We start from the raw sequence: 25,703 nt of genomic DNA on the forward strand, positions 1-25,703 counted from the left end.
TCGTGACAAGAAATGACGTAATTGTTAGGGGATTGGGTAAAGTAAAAAAATCTCCTCTGAGAATGTTTCAGAGGAGACCTTGTATTTTTAACATCTATCCTAATATCTTCATCAGCTTGCCTTGCCAATCTGGGTTCAGTAAGTCCACGTAACACACTTCCACGACCGCTTCTTCTGCCATATCAAGTCCCCTACTCACATACTGCCGTTCCTTGAATAATGGGCTGTATGGATAAAGGAGCACGACTTTCTTCACATTCTGCTGGTGGTGATGATATCTCGTATAGTAGGCATACATCTGATAGAGCTCGGCCTGGGAGGGTCCTGTTGAATCGAGGCGTTTCCATTTCGTATCTATGATGATGACTTCACGAGCTTCATTATTCTTTTACTAAAAATAACATTGGATATCTCTTGAACTTTTTTTACTTTCTAACAGTGCTTTTCAAATGCATAGATTAATTTTTTATTTCTTAAAAACATCTGGTCCGAATACAAAGCCTGAATCGTATAGCATCTCGGCAAAATCTGTTCCGTTAATCAGTTTTATATTCTTTAATTCTTCTTTTTTATCGCTATATGATTCAGTTACCTGATCCTTAATATCTGCTTCAAAATCACCTGTAGTGATAAACCACTTCACAGGTACTAATTCAGCAAAATCACTATCAATTTCAGTTTCATAAGCAAGGAGTTGCTCGATCCCTAATGTATCAGAGATTCCGTCATGACATTTTGCCTGTATATAAATAACGATGCCTAGGTTTTTGAACGATGCTTTTATATCAACATCAGCACGTTGGTCATTATCCCCTTTGTCATTTTTCGAAGGAATCCTTACACAGTCTGCACCGATATGTTTCATATATGCTTTAATTAAGTGTTCAAGTTTGTCATAGCCCATTCGATAAATATAATCTCGAATCTCTGTAATAATCTTTGCTTTTGTCTCACTAAAGTCATCAATCGGTTTACTTTCTTCAATATGCTTCAACATATTCAGAATCAATTTTACGTCATCGTCTGAAAATACTAGATTTGTCCCTCTAAATTTCAATTTAGACATCAATGCAGTCTCCAGGTAATCGTATCGAGAAACATTGCGATGTAAAGGTTGTATTTGGACCATAAAGCCGATATCTTCCTCAGAATCTATACCTGTTTTTTCCGGAGAGAATACTTGAGGATTCCCCATCACTTTATATACATCAAACACCTGGGCTTTCGGCACAATGACTATTGAATCTTCAGATAAACTAAAAAAGTTATGCAAGAAATACCCCTGTCTAGGTGTTAGCCAATCGAATGGCGTAGTTTTAGATAATTCCTTGAAGTGTTGCCCAAACTCGTATTTACTCATAGTGTTGTCACGTGCTAAAGCTATTAATTGATCTGCCAATTCTAGATCATGTTTTCTAAAAGCTGCCCAACCAATCGGTAAGTACCCTGCTTCCAACATTTTTTCTGCTGATTTTGCATGATGTGATACCCTCTGCATTAAATACATACATGATTTCCCCTTTGTTATTTAAAGTGTGGAACATAAAATAGAAACTTAAACATTCAATGATATAGATGCATTCTACTCTAAGAGTATAATATTTTTCTTTGAATTGATAATAATTTAATAGCTTTCACTAAAAACTATCATCTAGTTATTTAATTTTATATTGTTTACAACTTCAACTAGTCTTCTGGCGTCTCTCTAGATTATGATTAAATTAATTAAGATTTATTACAATAAGGAGGATAAAGATGGATATTCGTGAAGAGTATATTGAATGGACCAAAGACAATCTAGGTGATAAAGCTGGTATATGGTACAGTCCTTACCTTGAGCAATTGGGACATTATTTTAAAATATATTTTCAAAAAGAAGGATATAAGCAGGACTTTTTTGACTATACAAATTATAACGATTTTAAAGAAATCTATAAATCTATCACAGGTGAAGATGATAAAGCTTTATCGACTATATTGTTAGGCTCTTCAAAGAAATATCCAGTTGAATACCGCAATGAATTCGGGCGATTTAGATACATCCATGCTGAACATCTTTATGATCAAGGAATTTGGAGAAATCCTAGAGATGTAGGGGGAATAGCAAGCTTGGGACCGATTTTAAGAAGCTATTTAAAGTTTCTTTACTACAAAGATCATCCTGAACTTACTTATCCTAAAAAGAGAACAAAAGTTGCTGATGATTCCACACTTAATTGTTGGGTTATTCAGACCGATAAAGAGGGGCTGTTCGTTAAGAACAATTTCATTGGTATCCCATGGGACTATCTAGGCGATTTATCGGCTTATGAATCACGTGATGATATGCAGCAGGAAATTAAGGACCATGAGAAGATCAAGCATAATCCTTGGAACAGTTCGCTTGCGACTTGGGAGTTCGCCAATGAGATGTCCATTGGGGATATCATCTATCTGAAGAACGGTGTGCAGAAAATTATCGCTAAAGGTGAAGTGCTGAGTGACTATCAGTATGATAGTGACGGAGAATATAAGCATATCCGGCAGGTGAAATGGCTGGTGACGGGTAACTGGAAACTCGAATGGCCGATTACATCCAAGCTTTTAACCAATTTTAAGAAGTACCCGGATTGGGTAGTGCGCATGGAGAAAATCATCGCAGGTACTTATAATATCGAGCGTGAACAGGTTGAGAATTTCCGTGAGTGGCTCCTTAGTCAGATGAATGATGAAAACAGTGACATGACTGAGGAAACTGTTCACGCTCAGGTCGCTGCATTAACAGATTTTGAGAAGGATTTTAATGTCAAGATTTTCGGGGAACAGAATGTTGAGAGTCTGAAGGAAATAAGATCTCTAGTTATTCAGAAGAATAAAGATAATCAGTATGATAAGCACACTGCACATATCAAGACAAGCTTCGACAGCTATATCAACTATGTTGATACACGTACACCTATAGCGCCAGGCAATGATCTTTATTCTGACGATGATTTCCTGGTAGATGTCTTTATGTCCCTTGAAGATCTGACACGCCTGAAATCCATCCTGCAGCACAAGAAGAACCTGATCTTTAAAGGAGCTCCGGGCGTCGGTAAGACCTATGTCGCTGACCGTCTTGCTTACACGATGATGGGCGAAGTGGATAAGAGCCGGATTCATTTTGTGCAGTTTCATCAGAGCTACAGCTATGAGGATTTCATTGAAGGTTATCGTCCGAATGAGGAGACAAAAGGCTTCACGCTGACTAAGGGCCCGTTCATCAGGTTCTGTGACCGCGCTCGCCATGATCCGGAGCGTCCTTATTTCTTTATCATCGACGAAATCAACCGCGGAAATATGAGTAAGATCTTCGGGGAACTGATGATGCTGATTGAGGCAGACAAGAGAGATAAATCGCTTAATCTACTCTATTCGAACCGTGCCTTTTCTGTACCGAGCAATGTCTATATCATCGGTACGATGAATACAGCAGACAGGAGTCTAGGAGCGCTCGACTATGCACTGAGACGCCGCTTCTCATTCTATGAACTGAAGCCGGCCTTCAATCATCCGAGCTTCCATACTTATGTGAAGACATACGAAAACACGGAACTGCTTGTCTCTTTCATTGAGCAGATTGTCCGTCTGAATCAATCGATTACCCAGTCATTAGGCAGCGGCTTTGAAATTGGTCATAGTTACTTCACGGATGAAGCAATCAGTGAGAATACACGGGAAAGACTGGAAGAAATACTGGAGTATGAGATAATACCGCAGCTTGAGGAGTACTGGTTTGATGACGAGGATAAAGTGGGTCAGGAAGCGGCAAAGTTAAGAGGGATTCTGCATGACAGCATCGAATATACCGATTAAGAATATCTTCTACATGCTGAGCTATGCCTATAAGTCTCTGTCATTCAATGACTATCAGAACCTATCAGCTGAGAAGTTTGATAATCTGACAGACCTCTATACAGAAATACTGATTATCGCCTATCGCAAAATCATCAAACAGGGACCTTACAAGGAATATATCCCTCACCAGGAAGACTCAACGTTCGTTAAAGGTAAAATCAATCTGAGAGACAGCATGCGTACGAATAACATTATTAATAGTAAAGTAGCCGTTGAGTATGAAGTTCTGTCTGAAGACAACCTGCTGAATCAGATCATTAAAGCAACTTTCCTGAAGCTAGCCTATTCAGGCCAATTATCAGCCCAACAACTGAAAGCCATCAAAGAAATACTGCTCTATCTGACAGAAGTCTCCTCCATCACCCTAACTGAATATTGTTTCAGCCAAGTTCGTTACAATAACCAGAACCGCCATTATAAACTGCCGATTGATATTGCGAAGTTCCTCTATGACTCTATGTTGATCAGTGATGAAGCAGGCAGTCATCATCTGAAGGAAATAAAGGACGAACAAGCATTATCCTCACTGTTTGAGAACTTTGTCTACGCATTCTATCAGAAAGAGACAGACTGGAAAGTCTCACGTCCTAAGATTCATTGGGATGTCGATGACGGATACAATGAAGCCCTTCCGGTCATGCAGACGGATATTGTGCTGAAGAAAGATCATCAGACGATTATCATTGATACGAAATTCTATCAGCAGAATATGAAATCAAGATATGAGAACGGACCGAAGAAACATCTGACAGGCAATCTATATCAGCTGTTTACCTATCTGGAGAATTATCAGAGGAAAGATAGCGAAACAGTCAGTGGTATGCTGCTGTATGCGATGACGAATGATGAGGAGCAGCCGGATCATGAGTATATGATCAAGGGGAAGAAATTGAAAGTAACCCATATCAATCTATCGCACGAAATGAAAAAGATAAGTCAGGAGCTGAAGGGGCTCGTTTGACTTATCTTTTATTTATTATTCCTGTTTTATTGAATATATTTAATTTGATGATTTAAGTTTTTATTTAGTTGTCCTATCTATATAAATTCTTTATACATTAATTATGTGAGAATCAGCTTTTATTTTTAAATTTTGGCGTACTAGAGTCAGGAGGTACTTTAGGTGAATGAATCTTTAGTATTAAGGGGATTTTAAAATCCACCCCAGTTAGTATTGCTTCGCCCTCCCCTAAATTAGGCAGGTACGTTAACAAGTCATTACTAGCAGTTGAACTCGCTTGTCTAATAGCTTCTTTATCATTAAAATTAATTAATCTATGGACAATGAAAGTACCTATTTGAGAAAGTGTGCCGACAGGAATATCTCTTGGCATTTGAGTTGACAGACACAAGAATAGACCATTTTTTCTACTCTCTTTAGCAATTTGATCGAAAGCATCTAATTTAGCAGCATAAAAATAATCTAAATTAGAATCTTTCTTTAAAAATTGATGAGCTTCATCAATAAATAAAATTAATGGATTTTCTTTAAAATAATAACTTCTTGCTTTATTAAGTAGATATCTTCCAATTATATTAGCTAATATTTCTCTTACTTGAAAATCATAGCTAACTTTTTCAAAACCTATTCTTAAAATTTTATATTCAGATTGTTCATCTTTAATAAATTCTTCAATTTCTGCTATCAAGTTGTTTGAAGAATTACATTCATTATTATTAAAATTAAAAATAGAGTTATACATCTTTGAATTAATTATGTGATTAATTCTACTGATCATAGGATAACAAAAATTTTTATCATTACTATTTTCACTGCCAAATAAATCTGCCTTGTCCCTATTTGTAGGGTATATACATTCGTAGCTAATTTGCTTAGCAATTAACTGAATATCAAGATTAAAATCATCGTTTTCAATTTCCTCGTAATGCATTAAATAGAATCTATTAAACTCAATATTACTTTTTTCCGACTTATCAATCAAACCATCGTGTACTATAAACTTCTTAAAATCTTCGTGATACTTTTTTTGAGAATTAACTTTATTTTCAATGTTTTCGTAATATTTTCTTACCATCTTTAATGATTTGATAGCCTCCGCTAATTTAGGTACTTGTACACCTTCAGAGGGTTTAACTAGGTAATGAAAGTCTTGTTTTGTCATTTTTTGATAAGGAAAATAAGTATCCTCACCAAGTATTAATGATTTTACTTTCGCTTTCTGATTAGCATATTCTCCTGTAGCATCGATTAATATTGCTTTAGAGTTATTAGTTTTGACACTTTCTATCAGCTTTGTAACAGTCCAACTTTTTCCTCCACCAGTAGTACCTACAATTGCACAATGTCTATTAAAAATGGACTGCTGGCTCACCATAACATTCGTCCCTGCACTCGAAGTTAAATGGCCTAGATTAATTTTTAAATCTTCATCATTCTTAACTCCAAAATTCGAAATAAATTTTTTTATAAATTCATTTGAACATGCAAATACTTTTGAGCCTATATTAGGTTGTGTTGCTATAGATTGTATTAGTTCTTCATTATAGTAATCAAATGCAAATAAGATTTCTATTTTGGCAGTCGGATGAAAATCGAACAAACGAAAAGATTTCTCTGTTAAAGCTAATCTTTCTTTTTCAGGTAAATCAATTTCTGATATCCTACCAATAAATCCATAATTTTCTGCTTCAATACTAATAAAATTTCCAATTAATCCCCCATTAAACTCTTCCCCAGAATAAATATTTTTATTTAATAAGGTTGAAGAAGGAAAATGTACTTTACAATACTGCGGATTTATATGACTAATGTATCCCAGAAATCTACTATTTTCAAAGGGAAAATCTATTTTCATAATTTTTCCTCATATTCGTAAGAGTAAACTTTCGACTCTGGATAATCTTTAACAAAATCTTCAAAAGTTTGAGAAGTTAAAGATATATTACCTCCACTTATAAACTCATGTAACTCTTTATAAGAATCCTGTCTACAGGCATTTGGAGACACAAAGACCACACTTAAACTTGGATTTATACTCAGAGCTTCGTAAATCATAGCATTAATATGTGAATCACTGAAACTATATCCAATTATTATAAGCAAAGAATTTTTAGCTCTAGTCTCTTGTTGAAACCTTGTCATCATTTCAAAAAAAGGTTGTTGATAGGAACTTTCATATTTATTAGTACTAGGGTAAACCATCAAAGGATTTTCTACATTATTTTCTTGTATAACTTCAGAGCTATCTTTATCCTTTTTCCAGTTAATAGATCCATGAGGTTTATAAATATGAATAACTTTAGAAATATAGTTATCATCAATTACATTTTGATGAGACGTTCTATTTATTACATCTAAATCAAAATTAGTCCCTTTAAACTTTCGTGGAAATGTAAAAGAAAACCCATCTATTATCATTATTCCATTTTGCTCTGCAGCTTGTTCAAATAAGGTATCATAGTTTAAAGTAAATATTTTAGCTCTTGCATACTTCTTTTTTATAGTAGTTAGTTTTTTCAAAAATAATTTATGCGGACTATGGAGAGGAAGCTCTAAAGTGCAGTTTTCTTTAATTATCCTTTTTATTTCATTTATTTTAGTTTCAACATTATTATCTTTATGAATTAAATTATATAATTGAGCATGGGTGAGTAGACTTTCTAAATTGGTTGTCTCATCTTCAGGTTTCAAATCATCAAATTCTATTTTTTTACAAATTTCAACCATTTCTGCGTAATTTATTTCTTCTAATACTGCTAACCACAGTCCTCCCATAAGTTTCCCTTTTCGTTGAGCATTACCAAAACCATAGGAAGATCCAGCACCGGTTAAAACTACTATATTTTCATATTGTCTCTTTAAAATAAAACTTAATTTTTCTTTTCTTAAACGATAAGCATATTGTTCCCAATTTTCTTCTTTTAATTTTTCATCATCTTCTATTATATTTCCATTTACCTTAACTTTAGAAACACTGTTACCATTATAAATTAATTCAATTCTATTACTAATATCTTTATAAATTTCTTTAGAAGTTTCTCCCCTCGACATATCTTTATCCCCTTTTAATATAAAAATATTTATACATTACAATTAATTAAATAATTATGGCATCCACTATAATTTTTATATGTGCATACAATTTTAAAGCTCCCAACTCATCTGCTCTGCCATTAACTCCGCCTGCTCGATTACCGTGTCTATCGCCATTTTCTGCAGATCTGGTGGATAACCGTATTTCTTTAGCAGTCGTTTGACGACGACTCTCATTTTGGCACGAGCATTTTCTCTTAAGTTCCAGTCGACACTCATATTATCCTTAATGGATTTAGTCAGTTCATGTGCAATGGCTTTTAAGACATCATCACCTAGTACCTGTTCTGCTGTCTCATGTGATGCAAGTGCATCATAAAAGGCGATTTCTTCACGTATCATGCCTGTATGCTCACCTCGTTTGTGGGCAGCATCCATTTCTTTAGCGAGCGTGATTAGCTCTTCGATGACTTTTGATGTCTCGATAGTCCGCTTATTATATCTGTTCAAGGAATCGCCTAGCATTTCCGAGAACTTACGTGCCTGGACTAAATTGGTCCGCTCAATACTCTTCACTTTGCCTGCCAGCAACCTGTCTAACAATGCGATTGCGAGATTCTTCTGTGGTAAAGCTTTGACATCTTCTAAGAACTTATCAGACAGTATCGATAAATCCGGATTCTCAATTCCAAGTTCTTTGTAAATATCAATAACATCCTCAGATATCACTGATTTTGAGATCAACTGATTCAACTCATAATCAAGCTGATCTGACGTCTTACGTTCTTTGCCTCCGCCTAATTTTTTAACAATTGTCGCTTTCACCGCTTTGAAGTAGGCAATTTCATCATTAATTGCCTGTGCCTCATCAGTTGTTGCACACAGGGCATAAGCCTTTGCCAGTTCAGTCACTGTATTCAGGAAACGCTTCTTTTCACTCTCTCCTAAGCCGATGACGAAATCCATGGTATTAATCAGTGTCTGCATACGAACTGAAGCTTTTTCAGAATTGAAGCCTGCATAATCATGACCATGCAGCATCTCCTTGATTAACTGATATTTCTCCATCACCAGATCAGCAACGAGTTCTGTATTGATGCCTGTATTACTCTTGTCTTTCTCTGTGTACTGTTTCAATGCTTCTTTCAAGCTATCGGCAATACCAATATAGTCGACAATCAGACCACCTGGCTTATCCTTGAATACACGGTTGACGCGTGCAATAGCTTGCATCAGGTTATGTCCTTGCATCGGTTTGTCGATATACATTGTATGCATTGATGGTACATCAAATCCTGTCAGCCACATATCACGCACAATGACAATCTTAAGCGGGTCATTTACGTCCTTCATACGCCGCTCATATAGTTTACGCACTGCCTTTGATTTAACGAACGGCTGCATGTCTTCAGAATCACTGGAGGAGCCAGTCATGACCACTTTGATGACACCTTTATCATCATCTTCGGAATGCCACTCTGGTCTTAGTTTAATAATTTCCTTGTATAAATTCACTGCAATACGTCGACTCATAACTACTGCCATTGCCTTACCATCCATACCTTCAAGACGTTCTTCAAAATGCGTCACCATATCACTGGCGAGCTTCTCAAGCCTTGAAGTTGAACCCGCCACCGCTTCAATTCGTGACCATTTAGATTTAAGTTTATCTTTCACTGTCTCTTCTTGGTCTTCAGTGATGTCTTCATAGTCATCATCAAGCTGAATATCTTTTGGTAACACCAATGGAATAATACGAGACTCATAATAAATCTTGACCGTCGCCCCGTCTTCTACTGCCTGCGTCATATCATAGATATCAATATAGTCACCAAAGACAGCCGGCGTGTTCTTATCCGATTTCTCAACGGGTGTACCGGTGAAGCCAACAAATGAAGCGTTGGGAAGGGCATCACGGACATATTTTGCGAAGCCGTATTTCACTTCACCTTCAGCATTTTTGGCACGCGACAGATGCGCACCGAAGCCGTACTGTGAACGATGAGCCTCATCCGCCATTACAATGACGTTACTCCGTTCAGTGAGTGAAGGCATCTTACCATCAGCATCAGGTGAAAACTTCTGTAGTGTTGAGAAGATGATACCCCCTGCCTCAACATTCAGCAGTTCTCGTAAATGCTCACTGGACTCAGCTTGACGCAGTGAATTACGGAGAATTTCCTGTGACTTGCTGAAGGTATCAAAGAGCTGACCATCCAAGTCGTTTCTATCAGTCAGTACAACAATGGTCGGATTATTTAATTCCTGTACTAACTTAGCTGCATAGAACACCATGGACAGACTCTTACCTGATCCTTGTGTATGCCAGACAACCCCAATCTTCTTATCGCCCTCAGCACTACTGGCAAGTTTCGCCTTTTCAACGGCCTTATTCACCGCGAAGTACTGATGATAAGCAGCCAGAATCTTATAGACCTTCTCACCATCTGTCTGGAACAGCACAAAATGCTTCACAATATCAAGCAGACGTTCAGGTGTCAGCATGCCTCTAATCATCACTTCAAGCTCCATCATATTAGACTCAGCCTTGGTCTGACCATCGACTGTCCGCCATTTCATGAAACGTTCCTCATTTGCAGTCAATGAACCTACACGTGCATTGACTCCATCACTGATAATCATCATCTCATTGAATCTGAATAGACTAGATATCTTATCCTTATACGTCTGCAACTGATGATAAGCACTTGATATAGAGACATCTTCATTCGATGCATTCTTCAGTTCAATGACAACAAGAGGTAAACCATTAACAAAGAGAATAACATCAGGACGTTTATTGACACTGTCCTGGACAATCGTGACCTGACTAACAACAGCAAAATCATTGTTATGGATATTCTCCTCATCAAACAAATAGACCTTAACTGTCGGATTAACGCCGTCATCACTAATCGTCTGAATATCTACCCCATTCGTCACAAGACGATGAAAATCACGGTTATTCACTACAATATTAGGAGACGTATTCGCAATTACCTTACGTACTGCTTCATCAATGACAGAACGGCTAACATCAGGATTAATCCGAAACAAAGCATTACGAAGACGCTCTTCAAGTACTACATCACGATAAGAAGAACGCTCAGGATAATCACCATCAGGCGCAATCTCAGGACCAGAAATAATCTCATATCCAATCTCTTCAAGCCACTCAAAACAAGCTTCTTCTAAATAAGACTCATTAAAAAGACTCAACTATTACACCTCCAAATCCTCAGGAATTTCAATTTCTCCAGAAAGTAGTTTAGGGAGAAGGGTATCGCGAAGTTGTTCTAGTTGTTGAATTTCTTTATATAAACTCATTTTTTGCTCAAAAAATGGTTCCAATAACTGATGATATTTAACAAGGATTGAATCCGTTGGTAGTATGAATTTGTAATTATTCAAATCATTCCTTGATACATTGAGATATACACTACCACTTGCCGTTATCTTAAACTTTTCAAATGCAATATTTAATAATTCAAATAAGTACTCATCTACAATAACATTTTTACCTCGAGCAATTCCTACTCCTCTACCAATTGCATATTCGGTATCTAAACGTGTTATTAATCCAATAGTTGCACGTACCCCAAAGACATAATCTCCTGTTACACCTATTTTTTTAGGAGCCGTAGTGTATTTATTAGCACTAATCACATTATTTTTGATATCTGCTGCACCATTAATTAAGGGTAGACCTACGTTATTATTATTGTATGTATCGCTTTTAGGAGATTGTCCCATAATGATTTCTGCTAAATGAGAAAGTCTACTACTTTCCCATCCCTTTGGTATCTCTCCCAACTCACTCTCCACCATTTCACCGCCACTTGATTTATAGGACTGCCCTTCTTCATTCGGAAATTCGAAATCAATGAACCATCTTTTAAAAAGAGTTTGAGAGATTTCTTCTAAGTTGTTTATCATTTCATTATTAACATTTATCTTTTCATCAAGATTTGATAAAAGCTTCACTATTTTACGTTGCTCACGAATTTCCGGGACGAAAATAGGAAATTTCATTATAGCGCTTTTATCACCACGTGGCATCTTTGTTCCTTTTGCTGTAGACATCATATAATTAAAAAATTCATCTTGAAATAAACAATAATAAAGATATTTAGGAATTATATTATTATTATAGGTTCTAAAATTTAAAACATCTGATGAGTGGCCACCTTCTGACTCTGAAAACCATATTTTTTTAAAATACGGTCTTATATTTGATATTAAAATATCTTCCTTTATATAATAATTAACCTTTCCTTTTTCAGGCAGTTTACTCACACCACTAACTCCTTTTTTATCTGCGATCATATTGTCAGTGGAAATATAGTATTTTTCATTTGTTTCATTGACAAGGATTTTCTCACTATTGTATTTAGCTAAATCACCTAATAACAGTGTTTTAAATTCCAAACCCAATTCCCTCCAGTGCTCTTCGGATCTGGTCTTCTAGTTCGCGCGATTTTGCAAATTGTTCATGTAATTCACTTGTCAATCGTTCCATTTTCTCTTCAAATACTTCCTGATCTTCTTCAGCTTCTTCAAGACCGACATAACGCCCCGGTGTCAGTATGTAATCATTTTCTTTTATTTCTTCTAATGTGGCCTCTTTTGCAAATCCTAATACGTCTTTATACTCATTTTCATTAGTGCCGCGCCATGCATGGAAGGTATCCGCTACTTTAGCGATGTCTTCAGTGCTAAATTCCTTATTCTTACGCGTCGACATAAAACCAAGATTTCTCGCATCTATGAAAAGTACTTTTTTCTTACGCTCACGCTTTCCTGTTTTATTTTTATCTTTAGATAAAATCCATAAACAAGCTGGAATAGAAGTAGAGTAGAACAATTGTCCCGGTAGTGTGACAATACATTCTACTAAATCTGCTTCAATAATATTTTTCCTTATTTCCCCATCTGTATTTTGTTTAGAAGACATTGAACCATTTGCCAAGACAAATCCTGCAGTGCCTTTAGGTGATAGTTTTGAAATAATATGTTCTACCCAAGCAAAATTCGCATTGTTAGGATTAGGAATACCATATTTCCATCTAACATCTTCTGTTAATTTTTCCGCTCCCCAGTTACTGATATTAAATGGTGGATTTGCGAGTATGTAGTCTGCCTTCAGTCCCTTATGAAGGTCATTATGGAAAGTATCTGCATTATATTCACCGAGATTGGAATCGATACCTCGTATCGCTAAATTCATTTTTGCAAGCTTCCATGTCGTAGGATTAGATTCTTGCCCATACACTGATATGTTATTAATTTTGCCTTGATGTTCTTTAATAAATTTAGATGATTGTACGAACATTCCGCCTGATCCACATGCCGGGTCATAAACTCGGCCCTTATAAGGTTCAAGTATTTCAACTAATAATTGTACTACTGAAGAAGGCGTATAAAATTCACCACTGTTTTTACCCTCAGCACCTGCAAACTTACTTAGGAAATATTCATAAACTCTCCCTAATGTATCTTTGTCACGATTCTCTGCATCGCCCACCTTGAAGGAGAACAAGTCAATCGTTTCACCGAGACGTGTTTTATCAAGTTCTGGACGAGAGAATGATTTAGGTAGAACACCTTGCAGTGATTTATTCTCTTTTTCAATTGCTACCATTGCTGCATCAATCAACTGCCCGATTTCCGGTTTCTTCGCATTATCCTTGATATATGACCAGCGCGCCTCTTTCGGTACGAAGAAGATGTTGTCAGCCGCATATTCATCACAATCCTCTTCATCTGCCCACTCATCCTGCTGTAACTCATTATATTTTTCCTCAAAGGCATCAGAGACATATTTTAAGAAGAGTAATCCCAGTACCACGTTCTTATATTCTCCAGAATCCATCGATCCTCTTAATTTATCCGCCATCTGCCATAATTTTTCTTCAAAACCTAGATTAGCTGTAGCCATGTTAATACCACCTTACTTTTATAATCAATATATATTTAATATAACATTTCATAATGATAGCGGTAACATCAATTCCTATCTTCTATTATTTTGTATAAAAACTTATGCACCTTCAATTAAGTACAAATTGTTACTTATTAATCTACTAATTAAAAAAACGATTTATACAGTAGCATAAATCGCTTTTCTAGTGTCATTGAACACATGTAATATTCAGTAAAATAACATCAACTTTTTAAATAAAAATTCTAGTTCTTCATCATCGGTTGGTAATACTTCTAAAGTGTTATTATCAATTGCTTCCAACATCAAGTTTTCTTTCATTTTTAGACGCTCATAGATTACCTTATCTAATGAGTACTCTCCAAAATCTAAATTATATATGCATTGCATGAAATAATATTGTGTATAATCCGTTTTTTTTAATCCAAGTCGGTGAATCCGATCTTTAGATTGTAATAAATGAACTAGATTATAACTATATTCAAAATAAATAGCATCATGACAATTCTGATGTAATGAGACAGATTCTGCTAGTGTGTGTGGGTTAGTAATTAACACATCTATATTCTGATTTTTGAACGTTTCTATTATTCTTTCCCTTTCTAACGAATCAACTTGTCCTGAAATAATCTCTGCTTTTATTCCTTCATTTATCAACATTTTCTGTATGTTAATCATTGAATCGACAAATATACACCATATAATTACTGTTTTACTTTCAGTAACTAGATTCTTAGTATGATTGATGACACTTTTCATTTTAGAACTAGTCCCTATTTTCTCAATAAGCGGTTCAATCTCATCGGAATAATCTTTATAATCGATTTCATCTGTTATTTTATTTGAGTAGTCGAGAACTTTTGCATAGTTCTCTAAGTTTAGTTTTTTAAGCAACATTCTTGGATCACTCTCTAGCTGCAAGATTCGAATCATAGCTTCAAGAGGGTTTTTCCTATGTTTATTGTAAATAATTCTAAAAAGCTTATTTTCTATTTCAGTTTGATGAACATCAAAAATGATATCTTCATTTTGCAAAGGAACGCTTAATTCTGTCTTGTTGGTTCTACAGAAAAATGGCTGCAACTTTTCATTGATTTTTATAATATCTTGCTGTTGAGGGTTATTTAACATCTGGAGACTGAACTTAAAAAATTTATGATAATCTTGTGGATACAGTATATTAAGTAAGTTATAAATATCTTGATACCCATTTGGAATCGGCGTACCCGTTAATGCAACAATAAATCGAGCATTTTGTGAGACATATTTAGATGCTGCAGCCCATTTACCTTCTGGGTTTTTTATCCGATGTATCTCATCGAAAACCAGGAGAGTATCTTCTTTAATTAAGTTTTTAAGCTCTTCTTGAATACTTTCAACCGCTTCATAATTAATGAGTATCAAGTTTACTGCTCCGCTTTCATACTCTAAGGCAAACTTCTTATTGATAACATTCTGAATATCTAAAGTAATTCTTTGTTTTCTATCTTTAAAACAGACATCAAATTCATCTTTCCATGATTTAAATGAGTTTTTAGGACCAATCATAACAATTTTTTTAACTTGATTCAAATAAGATAGGTATGCAAACATACCCAGTACGCTAGAAGTCTTTCCGGATCCAGGAACTGAAAAATTCCCTGCTTTCTGAATAAAAGTCATGAAAAAAGCATCCCACATTTGTTTTTCTCTAAGTGGCCTTGACATTTCTTGATTTACTATATTTTTGAAGTATTCAAACTTCTCAGCATAACGTTCATCTCTATTCTTAATATCATTTCCAATAGAGTATTTACTTTCTATATAGCTTTCAGCTTCTATAATAAAATTATAGACAGAAGAGTCGATGCTCATTTCAATATTTTTTTTCTCAGCACTATATCTAAGGTTCTCAATCATACCTTCTATTTCTTTATAATACATTTCTGATCGAAATTTTATACTTCCATCAAAGATTAAATCAACGTATCTTTTTATTCTCGTTTTAAATCTCGCATTACTAGTGATTTTAGTTATTTCGTTATTTGAACCACATAATTCTAAGTAATCACCATTATGAATTAGACTTAACATCACCTAACACCTCTATTTTGAAATCTCTAATTGTTGATTCCAACTCTTCCAAGGTACTAATAAACTTATGATATTCATTGTCACTTAAATTAGTGATAATAAATGTATCAATACTATTAATAGCTTCCATAGCTTTCTCTAATTGATTTTTGGGAGCATTAAGGGTCTGTGTCTTCTTTAAGCGTTCCTGATATTTTTCGTAATTGTCTAATATAGATTCTTTTAACTCATAATCTGATTTAATTTCTTCGTTCAAAAAATCTAAGGTAACAATATCTTCGTCTTCTATTTTTTCTTGATTGGTTTCAACAAGCTCAAGTTGAGATTCGACAAATTCTTGATAATATTTACTATTAATAATGGCAGGTATTTTTCTAAGATATCTAGATACATCACCTTCTGGTCTCATAATTATAAAGTTAAAAATAATATTTTTTAAATCAGTTTTTTCTTCATCTGAATCTACTCTTTTAATGACTTTTCTTGCTTCATCCAAAGGAGTGGCTAATTCTAAATCTCTTGCTATATAATACTGTTCTGGCATTTTTATAAATTCCAGAAAGTCGTTCATAAGATCAGCGATTTCTAATGAGATTTTAATTTCTCTTTCTTCTATTCCTGAGTGCATAGAATATTCTTGAATAGTAACAAGCTTATTTCTTTTAATGTCATTATACATTCCGACAAGTTTATCTACTGAGTTATAATCTACTCTTTCTTCTCTGCCATGTTGAAGATATAATTCTAAAAGTTTTATTTCTTTTTTATTATTTTCGATGCTTTTCTCTAATATGATAACATCTATATATCCGAATTTAGGATTTTCTTTTGCTAGCTCTCTAAGACAAGTAAATCTACGATTACCGTCTATAACTCGACCATCTTTTAAAACGACAGCTGGCTCTTGTTGACCAAATAATTTAATATTATTTTTCGTTTGTTTAAAAGCTCTCTCGTTACTTTTAATAATAAAACTACTTATCAACTTATTATATTCTTCATAGTTAGTTAAGTTTATATTTTCAATATTATTGTCTGCTTTATATTTACTTATCCATGTCGCAATACGATCATTCTGATCATTATAATATAAATCATTTAAATTAACTTTATAGATTTTATAAATTTCAGTATGGCCGTTAATAGTCATTTTTCTTTGTAAACCAGTATCTATTAATTGTTTGTCAAATAAATTCCCCATTATATAAACTCCTCATAATAATAATCATTATCAATATAGACTTTTTCCATTATTTCGTTATAGTACATATCTGATTCATTAATACGTGTCACAATAAATCCTTTGTCTGTTTGGATTTTGTATTCAGAATACAAATGATCAATCAATTCATAAATATCTATTGATTTCTTTTCAGAAAGAACTTCTTCTAACACATCTATAATTGATTTAATTTTTCGATTTTTTCTAATTAATAAAGACTTACCAATAATAATTGAAGAAAAGTTCTTGTTTCCTCTAATCAATGAATAATAAAAGCGTTGCTCAAAACCAAATTCACTAAATTTTAAGTTCATTATTTCAAGTAAAAGTTCGACACTATATATTTTCCCGTTTGTCATAAGTATATTAAGCTGATCGTAAAAATTTCTTATTTCACCTCTTCCAAGATTAAAACTTTCCAATAACTTCATTGAAATATACTTGTTTTTTTCATATTCTATAAACTCTTGGTTTTCAAAAAACTTGTATAAATAACTTTGAAATATACTTAAATATAAAATCTTATGGTCTATCCCTGTTAAATCTACTTTGTCTTTTTCGTTAAATAAATGCCGAAAATAATCAATAGCATTTTTATATTTATTTGATATGACATAATTTGAGAACACTCTATAGCCTACTACATTAAACATTTGAGTTGAAACTATCAATTTTTCGTTTGATCTTCTCATAAACTCCTTTTTTATATCGTCTATAAACAAGATATCTTTTCCGTTACATATATCTTCTAATAACTTTAAATTTTCTGGGGGGATATTAGGTTTTTCAATACTATAAATATTGTTGTCTAAATATTTGCCAATGTAATTTAAAAATGTATTAAGATTCCCCTTTAAAGTTTCTTCCTTAAATCCATACTTCTCACAAAATGATTTCACAAATTCATTATAAGAAATCGGCGCTAGTTCATATAACATTTCTAAAACTTGATTTTCTCTATCAACTTTACCAATGCTTAACGTAGGCATTCTTTTAAAATCGATATCTATAGTAGTGTGCCCTTGTGTCTTTTTCATTACATTATGGAGCTCATATTCATCTCTAATGTCATACTCATCCATCAATTCCTTATAGTTAGTAAATATAAGCAATGTAGATATCTCACGATCATTATTTTCTTCTAAGTTTATTTGCTCGTAAAATTCATCCCAATTGTATTGACTATAATTGTAATAGCGAAGCATACGGTTAATATTAGAAACAATTTTATCGCTATCAACTAATAAATTTTCAATACTTCTTTCATCACGATAAGTCATGATTTTATCGAGATTATGTTCTGTTAAGAAAGTTTTGTATAAATCATATATCTCCTCAATATGAACCTTATCTTGACAAAACTCTTTACACAAATAAAGTACAATTGATTTCGTTTCTTTTTTTATTTTATAGTTGTCTATAATAATAAAATCCTTGTTACAATATGCTAGTACACTTTTTTTAATTTCAATATCAATATCAGAAAGATTCAATATTTCTTCAAATGGTCTTAAACCTTTGTCATATCTAAGAAATAAATAGTTGTATTCTTGTTTCGAAATCTTAAATATTTCAAGAAACTGCTCATCAGTAAAATTGAACGTCTTAAACCAATAACTATATCTATCCTCAAATAATTGTGTCGGTAATTCTGCTAAAGCTTTTTTCTCCAATTGTCTAATTCTTTCTCTACTAATCTTTAGATAATTGCCTATCGCTTCAAGTGTTTCTCCGTTAAACCTTTTAGATAAAATAATCTTATATCTTTCATTATTTATTCTATTCAGAAAAGACTTATAACTAGGAGGTTTTAATGAATAGAATCCGCTTTCATCACTTAAGATATCATATTCTTTAAGAAGCTTTATAGCCTTTTCTATTTTAAAATTATTGAATACTTGTTGAAGATCGAACTGTATTTTTTTAAATGCACGCGGTTCCTCTTGTTTCATTAGATATAATTTTAATATCATTGCCATTTCCGATTCAGATAATTCAACTGACTGTAAAGCGAGATGTAACTTAGAGTAATTAGTCAATGCATATTTTATTAGATCTATTCTTCCTATCTTAAGAGCATTATTTAAATAGTTTTTTTCCAATATTCCATTAATAACTTTTAAATCTTTTATATCGCTTTTATTAAATACTCCAGCTGCATAATATTGAGTAATAATTAGAGATGGGTGAGCTACAATCCATTTCTCATCTTTATGTATAACAATTAAAGATACGATATCAATCAATGCTTTATCTAAACTACTTTTACTCCACTTACCTTTTTTCAACATGTCACTATATGAATACTCAGCTAGTACTTTTATGTTGTTAATCTTTAAATTATTTATATTGTTGGTAATTCTCTGAGTAAAATTAAATTCCTTTACATTAATATGTTCAACAAACTTGCCCTTATAAAAAAAATGCATTTCGATTTCTTCAGAGTTCAGGTTATGTTTCGATATAATATCTCGAATAGTTTTATCTGGATGTTGATGTATTTGTTTAAACAAGTCTATATTATCATTCTTGTTATTATTAATTAAGTTTCTATATATCTCTATTTCATGAATATCATCTTCTGAAAGCTTAAATTTAATTAAATTTTTATTATCTAAATTTTGAAATTGAGAAACCCTGCTTATATTATTATCATTTAACTTTTCAACAATTTCTGAAGAAAGATATTCAATACTAAAATCACTTTTTATATTCTGTTTTGAAGAATAAATACTCTGTGAACTTGACGCTAACATAGATGGGTTTTCTTTTTTTAAAGCTACTATCTCTTGTAGAGTTTTAGCTCCTACATTTCTAAAATTAGTTATTTCTATTTCACTTGAGTTTTCTAAGTTTTTAAATGTCAATATGTTGTTATGAGCTAACACATTTTTAGTACGAACTGAAGTTTTATCATTTATATAAGTGAAAAATTCAATTTCTTCTTTTGCGCGCCTATTGGCATCAGAAGATGTTAAGCATTTGAGCTTATCTTGGAACTCTCCCAACATAGTAAGAGCAGATTTAGAGATATTTGCTGGCTTCCTCAACTTATTAAATGAGTAATTTAAAAAATCATTTAATGTATTAAGACTTAAACTATTAATCAGCAAATGAATAGAAGGTGACAAAGAAGATAAACTCTTAAATGCTGAAAAATCTTCTTCTTTCTTTTTAGAGATTGTTTGAGATATCACTTTCAAGTGATTATCTTTGAAGGAAAAACTATTAGATTCAGGCAGGATGTCTTTATCTGTATGATTGGTACCAATAGAATCTACTGCCAGATGATTGATTAAATGTAAATTTTGCTTTTCAATTATTTTCTCAAAAATAGTTATTAATAATTGTGACAATTCCTTATATACTTCTTCATTTTGTTTTTTTATTTCTAATAGCTGTTCGCTTGAAATATTAATCAGCTCTTCCAATGTATTAATGTTCATATTTGTTAATGATTTTTTTGCTTTCTCGCTTAATCTAAGATTAGCTAAAGGGATAATATTCATAAAACCTCCCAAATTCAGAAAATTAATTTTTACTAAATTGCAACTTTTTTTACGAAAACGTTTACTTAATTATATATATTTTTAATATCTATTTAAACTTAATTAATAGAATTGTCATTAATTTCATCCTGCCCGCATCAGCTCCATCAGCGCTGACTGCTGAATTGCTGTTTTCAGATTGGTCTTGTTGATACCGAGTTCCTGGTTGCCTTTTCGCATGATATGGACTTTAGGATAGATATGTTCTGAGCCGTCCTCCAGTTTCTTCAGGCCACTGCTGCTGCCTTCCATTCCTTTCATGGAATGTGGCACTGTACCGATGAAGATGTCTGAATATGCTGTGGTATATTCCAGGACTCTCAGGTCAAAGTTAGTCGCTTCATCATATGAGATGACTTCAAACTGGCCTGGTATGCTCGCCGCCTTGAAGATACCGTCAAGATCTTTTGCCTTGATGGTGGCATTGTTCAGTCCGATGATCAGAATCTTCGCCTTCTCATTGAAGCTGAAAGCTCTTTTTTCCTCTGATTTTATCCCGTACTTCACTTTGAACGTCTCAATATTACCCGTTCTGTTCTCCATAATCGCTTCCTGCTTGATTCTCTCAAATAGTTCTTCCAGCATATCCATCAGCATATCGTAATCCATCTGCATCAGTAGTCCTCCTTATCGAATTTATTGAAGATAGTCGGCAGTTTCTCCTTAAAGCGCTTGATGCTCCTCTGCATACGCTTATAATCGGCCAGTTCTATCTTCATTTCATCAGCAATCAAGTTCATCTCTTCCTCTGAAAGCACTGGCACCAGGTATTCTGCAAGCTTCTTGTTCGTGAAAGTGAAGATGACACTACCTGTATTCATCCGTTCTATCATGTTATGGCCAATCTCACTGTTCATATAGGCGAGTAGATAGTGTGGGTCTACTTTGCCGGTATCCGGTCGGATGATGGTGATATTCGAGCTGACAATCACTTGTTTATCTGCTGTCGCTTTATCAATAATGGCCACTTTAATCTTGGAGCCGCGGCTTGTGATGACGAGATCATGCTCTTTGACGAACACCTTTTGGTTGGCATCCAGCAGTTCCTGACTGATCGGCTGCTTGATGTCATCGATATAAATATCATCCAGGTCACTCAGGTTCAATAGGTAGCCTGCCTTGTCTTTATCTTTATCTGCATCAAGCGTCTGTTTATTGATGTCGCGACCTCTTAACAGCTGTGTTGTCAGTTCTTTGAGTGGAACCGGGTTAATCAGATGATTCTCGGCATTCTTCAGATGGACGAGTGGATGGAGATTATATTCCACTTTTTCGAGGTCAGACTCCGTAACGTCAGTGGTCCGTTCTGAACCTGACTGAAGGTCTGTCATGATACGCCCGATATTATCTTCAGTGAATGTGTTCTTCTGTCTCGTCGCACCGGTCACATATTCCCCGCTTGCATCAATAAAGCGAATCTTATCGTTCTCTGTCTTCGTCAGAATCAGCATATAGGTCGGAATCGCTGTATAGTTCATTAAGGCAGATGGCAGCTGAATAACTGCCTTCAGACACTTACGGTCCACGAGCCACTTACGCACTTCCTTGTCCCGGATTGCGTTCAGCGCAGCGCCTCTCACGATACTGATGCCGACACCGTCTTCTTTCAGTGCGGCATAGACTCGCAAAGTGAAGATCCAGTCAGATATCGCAATCTTGTCGAGCTTGTATTCAGGATTCTCTGCCAGCTGCCGGCGTATCTCCTGCCGGATATTACCAAGAAACGGCATGTTGCAGTAGACCATGTCGTACTTATCCTTACTCCAGTGAATGAGCGAATCGGTCTCTTTGATATCGAGCTTCTTCACTCCGCTTAGTCGTGACAGGACTTCCGCAATTTTGATGGCGTTAGGATTGAGTTCCTCACCGTGATAGTCAGAACCGATTCCCGCTTCATGCAGCTGTCTGATAAAGTGACCGGAGCCAGATGCAATATCCAGGACCGTGCCACTCGTCTCGGCATAATGCTTGAATATCTCAAGCGCCAGCTTCTCACCCTCATCAAACTCGAACAGTTCATGAGTGCGGTCATGCTGATTGATCATATAGAAGAACTGGATGAGTTCATCTTCTGATAATTGTTCAAGAAGAGATTCCAGTTCATTTAAATCTGCTGACTCTTTCGAATTCAGAACAGATAGATTAAAACGTCCTGTCTCCAGCCACTCTTCATAAATATTGATCACATCCAGTGAACTGATTCTCACTTTCCCTCTTAACGCATCCATAATTGGCCATGCCTTTTTTAATAAATCCAACGCCGTCACTCCTCATTGGTTATATTTAACCTTTTGTTATCCTTAATATAATACAAAATGTTGGAAACGTCAATATATTTGGTTAAATAAAACCAAATTAAATATAAGTAATTTTACATAATCCCTGTTCTTCAATTTCTTATTTTTCCTAACTTGCATAAATTCTTCATTCTAATTTGTTCTTATCAAACAATGCTGGCTTATTATGTTTATTTCGTTTTGTTTTTGTCTGACAAAAATATTTATAAGCAACCTATCTTATCTAATTAATCAATTACTTTAACACTTATATTTCTAATCAAGAATGCAAAGACGTTATTCATGAAATTAACACGTAAACAACTTTAACTTGTGTAAAATGAAAAAGTGTCTTTCACATTAAAAATGTAATTAAATCTATTATTATCTTTTATCGTAATTACTGAGAAACATTTTATTTGCTTTGATTTACTTATAAATTTTTATCTCGAAACATTACGGTCACACCTATTTTGATCAATATAGCCAAAACTTAGCGATATAATTTAATATTTTTCTAAACCACTACTAATCTCATTTTCTTTTATCATTCTTTCCATAAAAAATACTCCTCTAAAAAAGAGGAGTATCAAAATAAACAATAATAGTTCAGAGGAGCCTAATGAATTTAGTACTGTTTGGATAACGATTTCTGATACTTCGAAAGGCTAATTGACTATAGTTAAAGACTATATTTTTTTTTACAAATACAATACATTCCAATAGTCACTCAATGAAGATCTGTTTAACATGTAATAATACCAATATCATTATTTATTCATTGTAATCATTTTTCTTATTATTCTCTTTACTGTATTACTTTCTAGTAACATAATCTTCTTTTAAGATATTACAATGAATTCCATGTGTATTTATCAATTACATCTCTAGTCCACATTATAGAGCACTCTGCGTTATATCTAACGTAATCCTGCCATTTTAATTGTGACTTTGTAGAAGGATTTTTAAAGAAAACCGCTCCTTGTAGTGTGGTCACTTTATTGTAGTCCCTTTTATAAAATAAAGTTACATTCTTGTAAAAATCTACATAAATATCTGAATTACCACATTCTTTAGGTCCAAATGTTTTTAAAGGCTTGCCGTATAATTTTTTATTCAGTAAATTGTTTCTACTGTAATCTTTAGACGGATTCAAATCGATAATTCGCGTAATTTTTTGCTTATTAGGCGCAACATTATCCTGATAATCAGCGATGCCTATTCCACCCTCCAATTCATCTTTGGTGGTCATAATTCTTGTGTCTTGATCAGTGATATAATTATTATTATACGAAAATTTACTTACAGTATCACCAACACTCATACCATCAAATTTTAAATAACCATTTAAAATCTTTTTAGCTTGATCTTTTCCAGCATATCCAATAATAGTTGTATTTTTTACTGTTGCAGCCTCAGATTGTCCTACTCCGCTACCTGCCAATAAAATAGTTGTTGCTAAGGTTGATATTACAAATTTATTCATTTTTTCATCTCCTTTGATATATTTGGTTTTTCATTAAAACTATGGATGATAATTCGGATATGTACCTAATCACCAAAAAAATAATTATTTCATATAAATTGTAATATAATACTATAAAATAATCTATACTTTTTTTTACATATATCTATTTTTTAGTAATAATCTAGATTATCTTTGCGTATATATAAAAACAGATAATTAATATTCATGATTATCTATAAAAATCTTTAAAAAAGACTTGATGTTTTAGGTCTACTCTTATTTGCCGACGGTTCCAAACACAAGTATGATTTTAATCTAGCAAATAATAACAAATGAATATAGAAAAAATTTACACCATTAGTTAATAATGATTGTTCTATTCAATCTTTTTTGATTTGATTCCGTTATAGCTGAACGTCCCTGCGGTCATTTCATTGATGATTTGTCGGTCCGTTATATCAGGTCGTCTGATCATTGTTCCGCCTCACCCACGCCGCGATCTTTCCTATGACAAACTGCAGAATCGTGAAGACAACAGTCAGAAAAACCATAAATCCGGTCGGGCCGAATGGTTTAAAGTAGCCATTGTCCTGGCCGTTGATGAAGATGATACAGAGAATGATTGAGAGAATCATCGAGATGATATTGCCTCTTATGACAGCTATATCCCGCTTCTGAACTAATAATAAGCATGCAAGTGCGACGGTATAGATGACCGCGAAGGTATAGCCGAGTACCGTTCCCCACTTGAAGTCTGCATAGGACGCGATAAAAGCGACGGGCAGCAGGTAGCCGAGTTCCAGTTTGTGCAGTGATTTTTTCAATTCTCCACCCCTTTTCATTTTATCCACATTATAACATTTTTCTCATCAATAGATAGAGCGTGATTAGATAAAATGTATGTCCGATCATCCAGCCGCTGAATTCCTTCGGCGAGATGATATAGACCGGCGATTCTGCCACTATGACCATCAGTGGGAAGAGGATGATGAAGAAGAGGAAGAGTCCTATCATAAATGGTCTGAGCGATCTCCCCCGTTCATAGAGACTGCCGGCTATCCACGCCACGGCGAGGCTGATGAAGGTGTGGAGCGCAAACTCGAGCAGGATATGGACATGCGGCCGGTGCGTCAGGAAGTCGATATTGAGCAGTAAGGGTGCGGTATGGGTCCCGAATAAGGTGTCATAGATGACTAACGTGTCGTACAGGATGAGTGCTGTGATGATTCCAGTCCATAGCTTTGTCATGGTAACCTCCTTTTTCAATTATTATAACGGTTCCCACAACAAAACCGATGATTTTCA

The 25,703-nt window shown here is 34.2% G+C and carries 16 protein-coding genes and 1 pseudogene; 2 read left to right on the plus strand and 15 right to left on the minus strand.

Annotation, left to right across the window (positions count from 1 at the left end):
• Positions 1-94 precede the first annotated feature (94 nt).
• Positions 95-370 (minus strand): annotated as a pseudogene (locus QSV55_RS08905) (5-methylcytosine restriction system specificity protein McrC); the annotation flags it as partial.
• A gap of 96 nt (positions 371-466) precedes the next feature.
• Entirely contained in the window at positions 467-1,507 is a 1,041-nt protein-coding gene (locus QSV55_RS08910; protein WP_289649947.1) for a restriction endonuclease, read from the minus strand.
• A 248-nt stretch (positions 1,508-1,755) separates the two neighbouring features.
• Here QSV55_RS08910 and QSV55_RS08915 point away from each other — a divergent pair, with 248 nt between their 5' ends.
• Positions 1,756-3,834 (plus strand): AAA family ATPase, encoded by a 2,079-nt coding sequence (locus QSV55_RS08915; protein WP_289649948.1) that lies wholly within the window; start codon positions 1,756-1,758, stop codon positions 3,832-3,834.
• Positions 3,809-4,837: a 5-methylcytosine restriction system specificity protein McrC gene (locus QSV55_RS08920; protein ID WP_289649949.1), complete on the plus strand. Its 1,029-nt coding sequence runs from the start codon at positions 3,809-3,811 to the stop codon at positions 4,835-4,837. Before QSV55_RS08915 ends, QSV55_RS08920 begins: the two co-directional genes overlap by 26 nt.
• 112 nt (positions 4,838-4,949) lie before the next feature.
• On the opposite strand, the gene QSV55_RS08925 is transcribed toward QSV55_RS08920, so the two are convergent.
• The 13 genes from QSV55_RS08925 to QSV55_RS08985 form a co-directional block, all read right to left on the minus strand.
• The gene (locus tag QSV55_RS08925; RefSeq protein WP_289649950.1) at positions 4,950-6,692 is read right to left on the minus strand and encodes an ATP-binding protein; all 1,743 of its coding nucleotides are present in this window, start codon (positions 6,690-6,692) and stop codon (positions 4,950-4,952) included.
• Positions 6,689-7,888, minus strand: a complete 1,200-nt coding sequence (locus QSV55_RS08930) for an SIR2 family protein (protein WP_289649951.1) — start codon at positions 7,886-7,888, stop codon at positions 6,689-6,691. Before QSV55_RS08930 ends, QSV55_RS08925 begins: the two co-directional genes overlap by 4 nt.
• A gap of 93 nt (positions 7,889-7,981) precedes the next feature.
• Positions 7,982-11,089, minus strand: coding sequence for a type I restriction endonuclease subunit R (locus tag QSV55_RS08935; RefSeq protein ID WP_289649952.1), 3,108 nt, complete (start codon positions 11,087-11,089; stop codon positions 7,982-7,984).
• A 3-nt stretch (positions 11,090-11,092) separates the two neighbouring features.
• Positions 11,093-12,298: a restriction endonuclease subunit S gene (locus QSV55_RS08940; RefSeq protein ID WP_289649953.1), complete on the minus strand. Its 1,206-nt coding sequence runs from the start codon at positions 12,296-12,298 to the stop codon at positions 11,093-11,095.
• Positions 12,288-13,808 (minus strand): class I SAM-dependent DNA methyltransferase, encoded by a 1,521-nt coding sequence (locus tag QSV55_RS08945; RefSeq protein WP_289649954.1) that lies wholly within the window; start codon positions 13,806-13,808, stop codon positions 12,288-12,290. The genes QSV55_RS08940 and QSV55_RS08945 overlap by 11 nt, the downstream gene beginning before the upstream one ends.
• Before the next feature lie 213 nt (positions 13,809-14,021).
• Complete coding sequence (locus tag QSV55_RS08950) at positions 14,022-15,884, minus strand: DEAD/DEAH box helicase (protein WP_289649955.1); 1,863 nt, start codon at positions 15,882-15,884, stop codon at positions 14,022-14,024.
• Complete coding sequence (locus tag QSV55_RS08955; protein ID WP_289649956.1) at positions 15,865-17,085, minus strand: ParB/RepB/Spo0J family partition protein; 1,221 nt, start codon at positions 17,083-17,085, stop codon at positions 15,865-15,867. The genes QSV55_RS08950 and QSV55_RS08955 overlap by 20 nt, the downstream gene beginning before the upstream one ends.
• On the minus strand, positions 17,085-20,615 hold the full coding sequence (locus QSV55_RS08960; RefSeq protein WP_289649957.1) for a DNA-directed RNA polymerase subunit alpha C-terminal domain-containing protein: 3,531 nt from the start codon (positions 20,613-20,615) through the stop codon (positions 17,085-17,087). Before QSV55_RS08960 ends, QSV55_RS08955 begins: the two co-directional genes overlap by 1 nt.
• Before the next feature lie 123 nt (positions 20,616-20,738).
• Positions 20,739-21,269, minus strand: coding sequence for a hypothetical protein (locus tag QSV55_RS08965; RefSeq protein WP_289649958.1), 531 nt, complete (start codon positions 21,267-21,269; stop codon positions 20,739-20,741).
• Positions 21,269-22,912, minus strand: coding sequence for an N-6 DNA methylase (locus tag QSV55_RS08970; protein WP_289649959.1), 1,644 nt, complete (start codon positions 22,910-22,912; stop codon positions 21,269-21,271). The genes QSV55_RS08965 and QSV55_RS08970 overlap by 1 nt, the downstream gene beginning before the upstream one ends.
• A gap of 868 nt (positions 22,913-23,780) precedes the next feature.
• Positions 23,781-24,416 (minus strand): hypothetical protein, encoded by a 636-nt coding sequence (locus tag QSV55_RS08975; RefSeq protein ID WP_289649960.1) that lies wholly within the window; start codon positions 24,414-24,416, stop codon positions 23,781-23,783.
• Positions 24,417-24,856: 440 nt separating this feature from the next.
• Positions 24,857-25,222 carry a hypothetical protein gene (locus QSV55_RS08980; protein ID WP_289649961.1) on the minus strand — a complete coding sequence of 122 codons (366 nt, stop codon included), beginning with the start codon at positions 25,220-25,222 and terminating at the stop codon, positions 24,857-24,859.
• Positions 25,223-25,250: 28 nt separating this feature from the next.
• A complete protein-coding gene (locus QSV55_RS08985; protein ID WP_289649962.1) occupies positions 25,251-25,646 on the minus strand; it encodes a hypothetical protein in 396 nt (131 codons plus the stop codon).
• Positions 25,647-25,703 lie beyond the last annotated feature (57 nt).

The sequence above is a fragment of the Macrococcus bovicus genome, from assembly GCF_030376725.1.
Lineage (GTDB): Bacteria > Bacillota > Bacilli > Staphylococcales > Staphylococcaceae > Macrococcus > Macrococcus bovicus.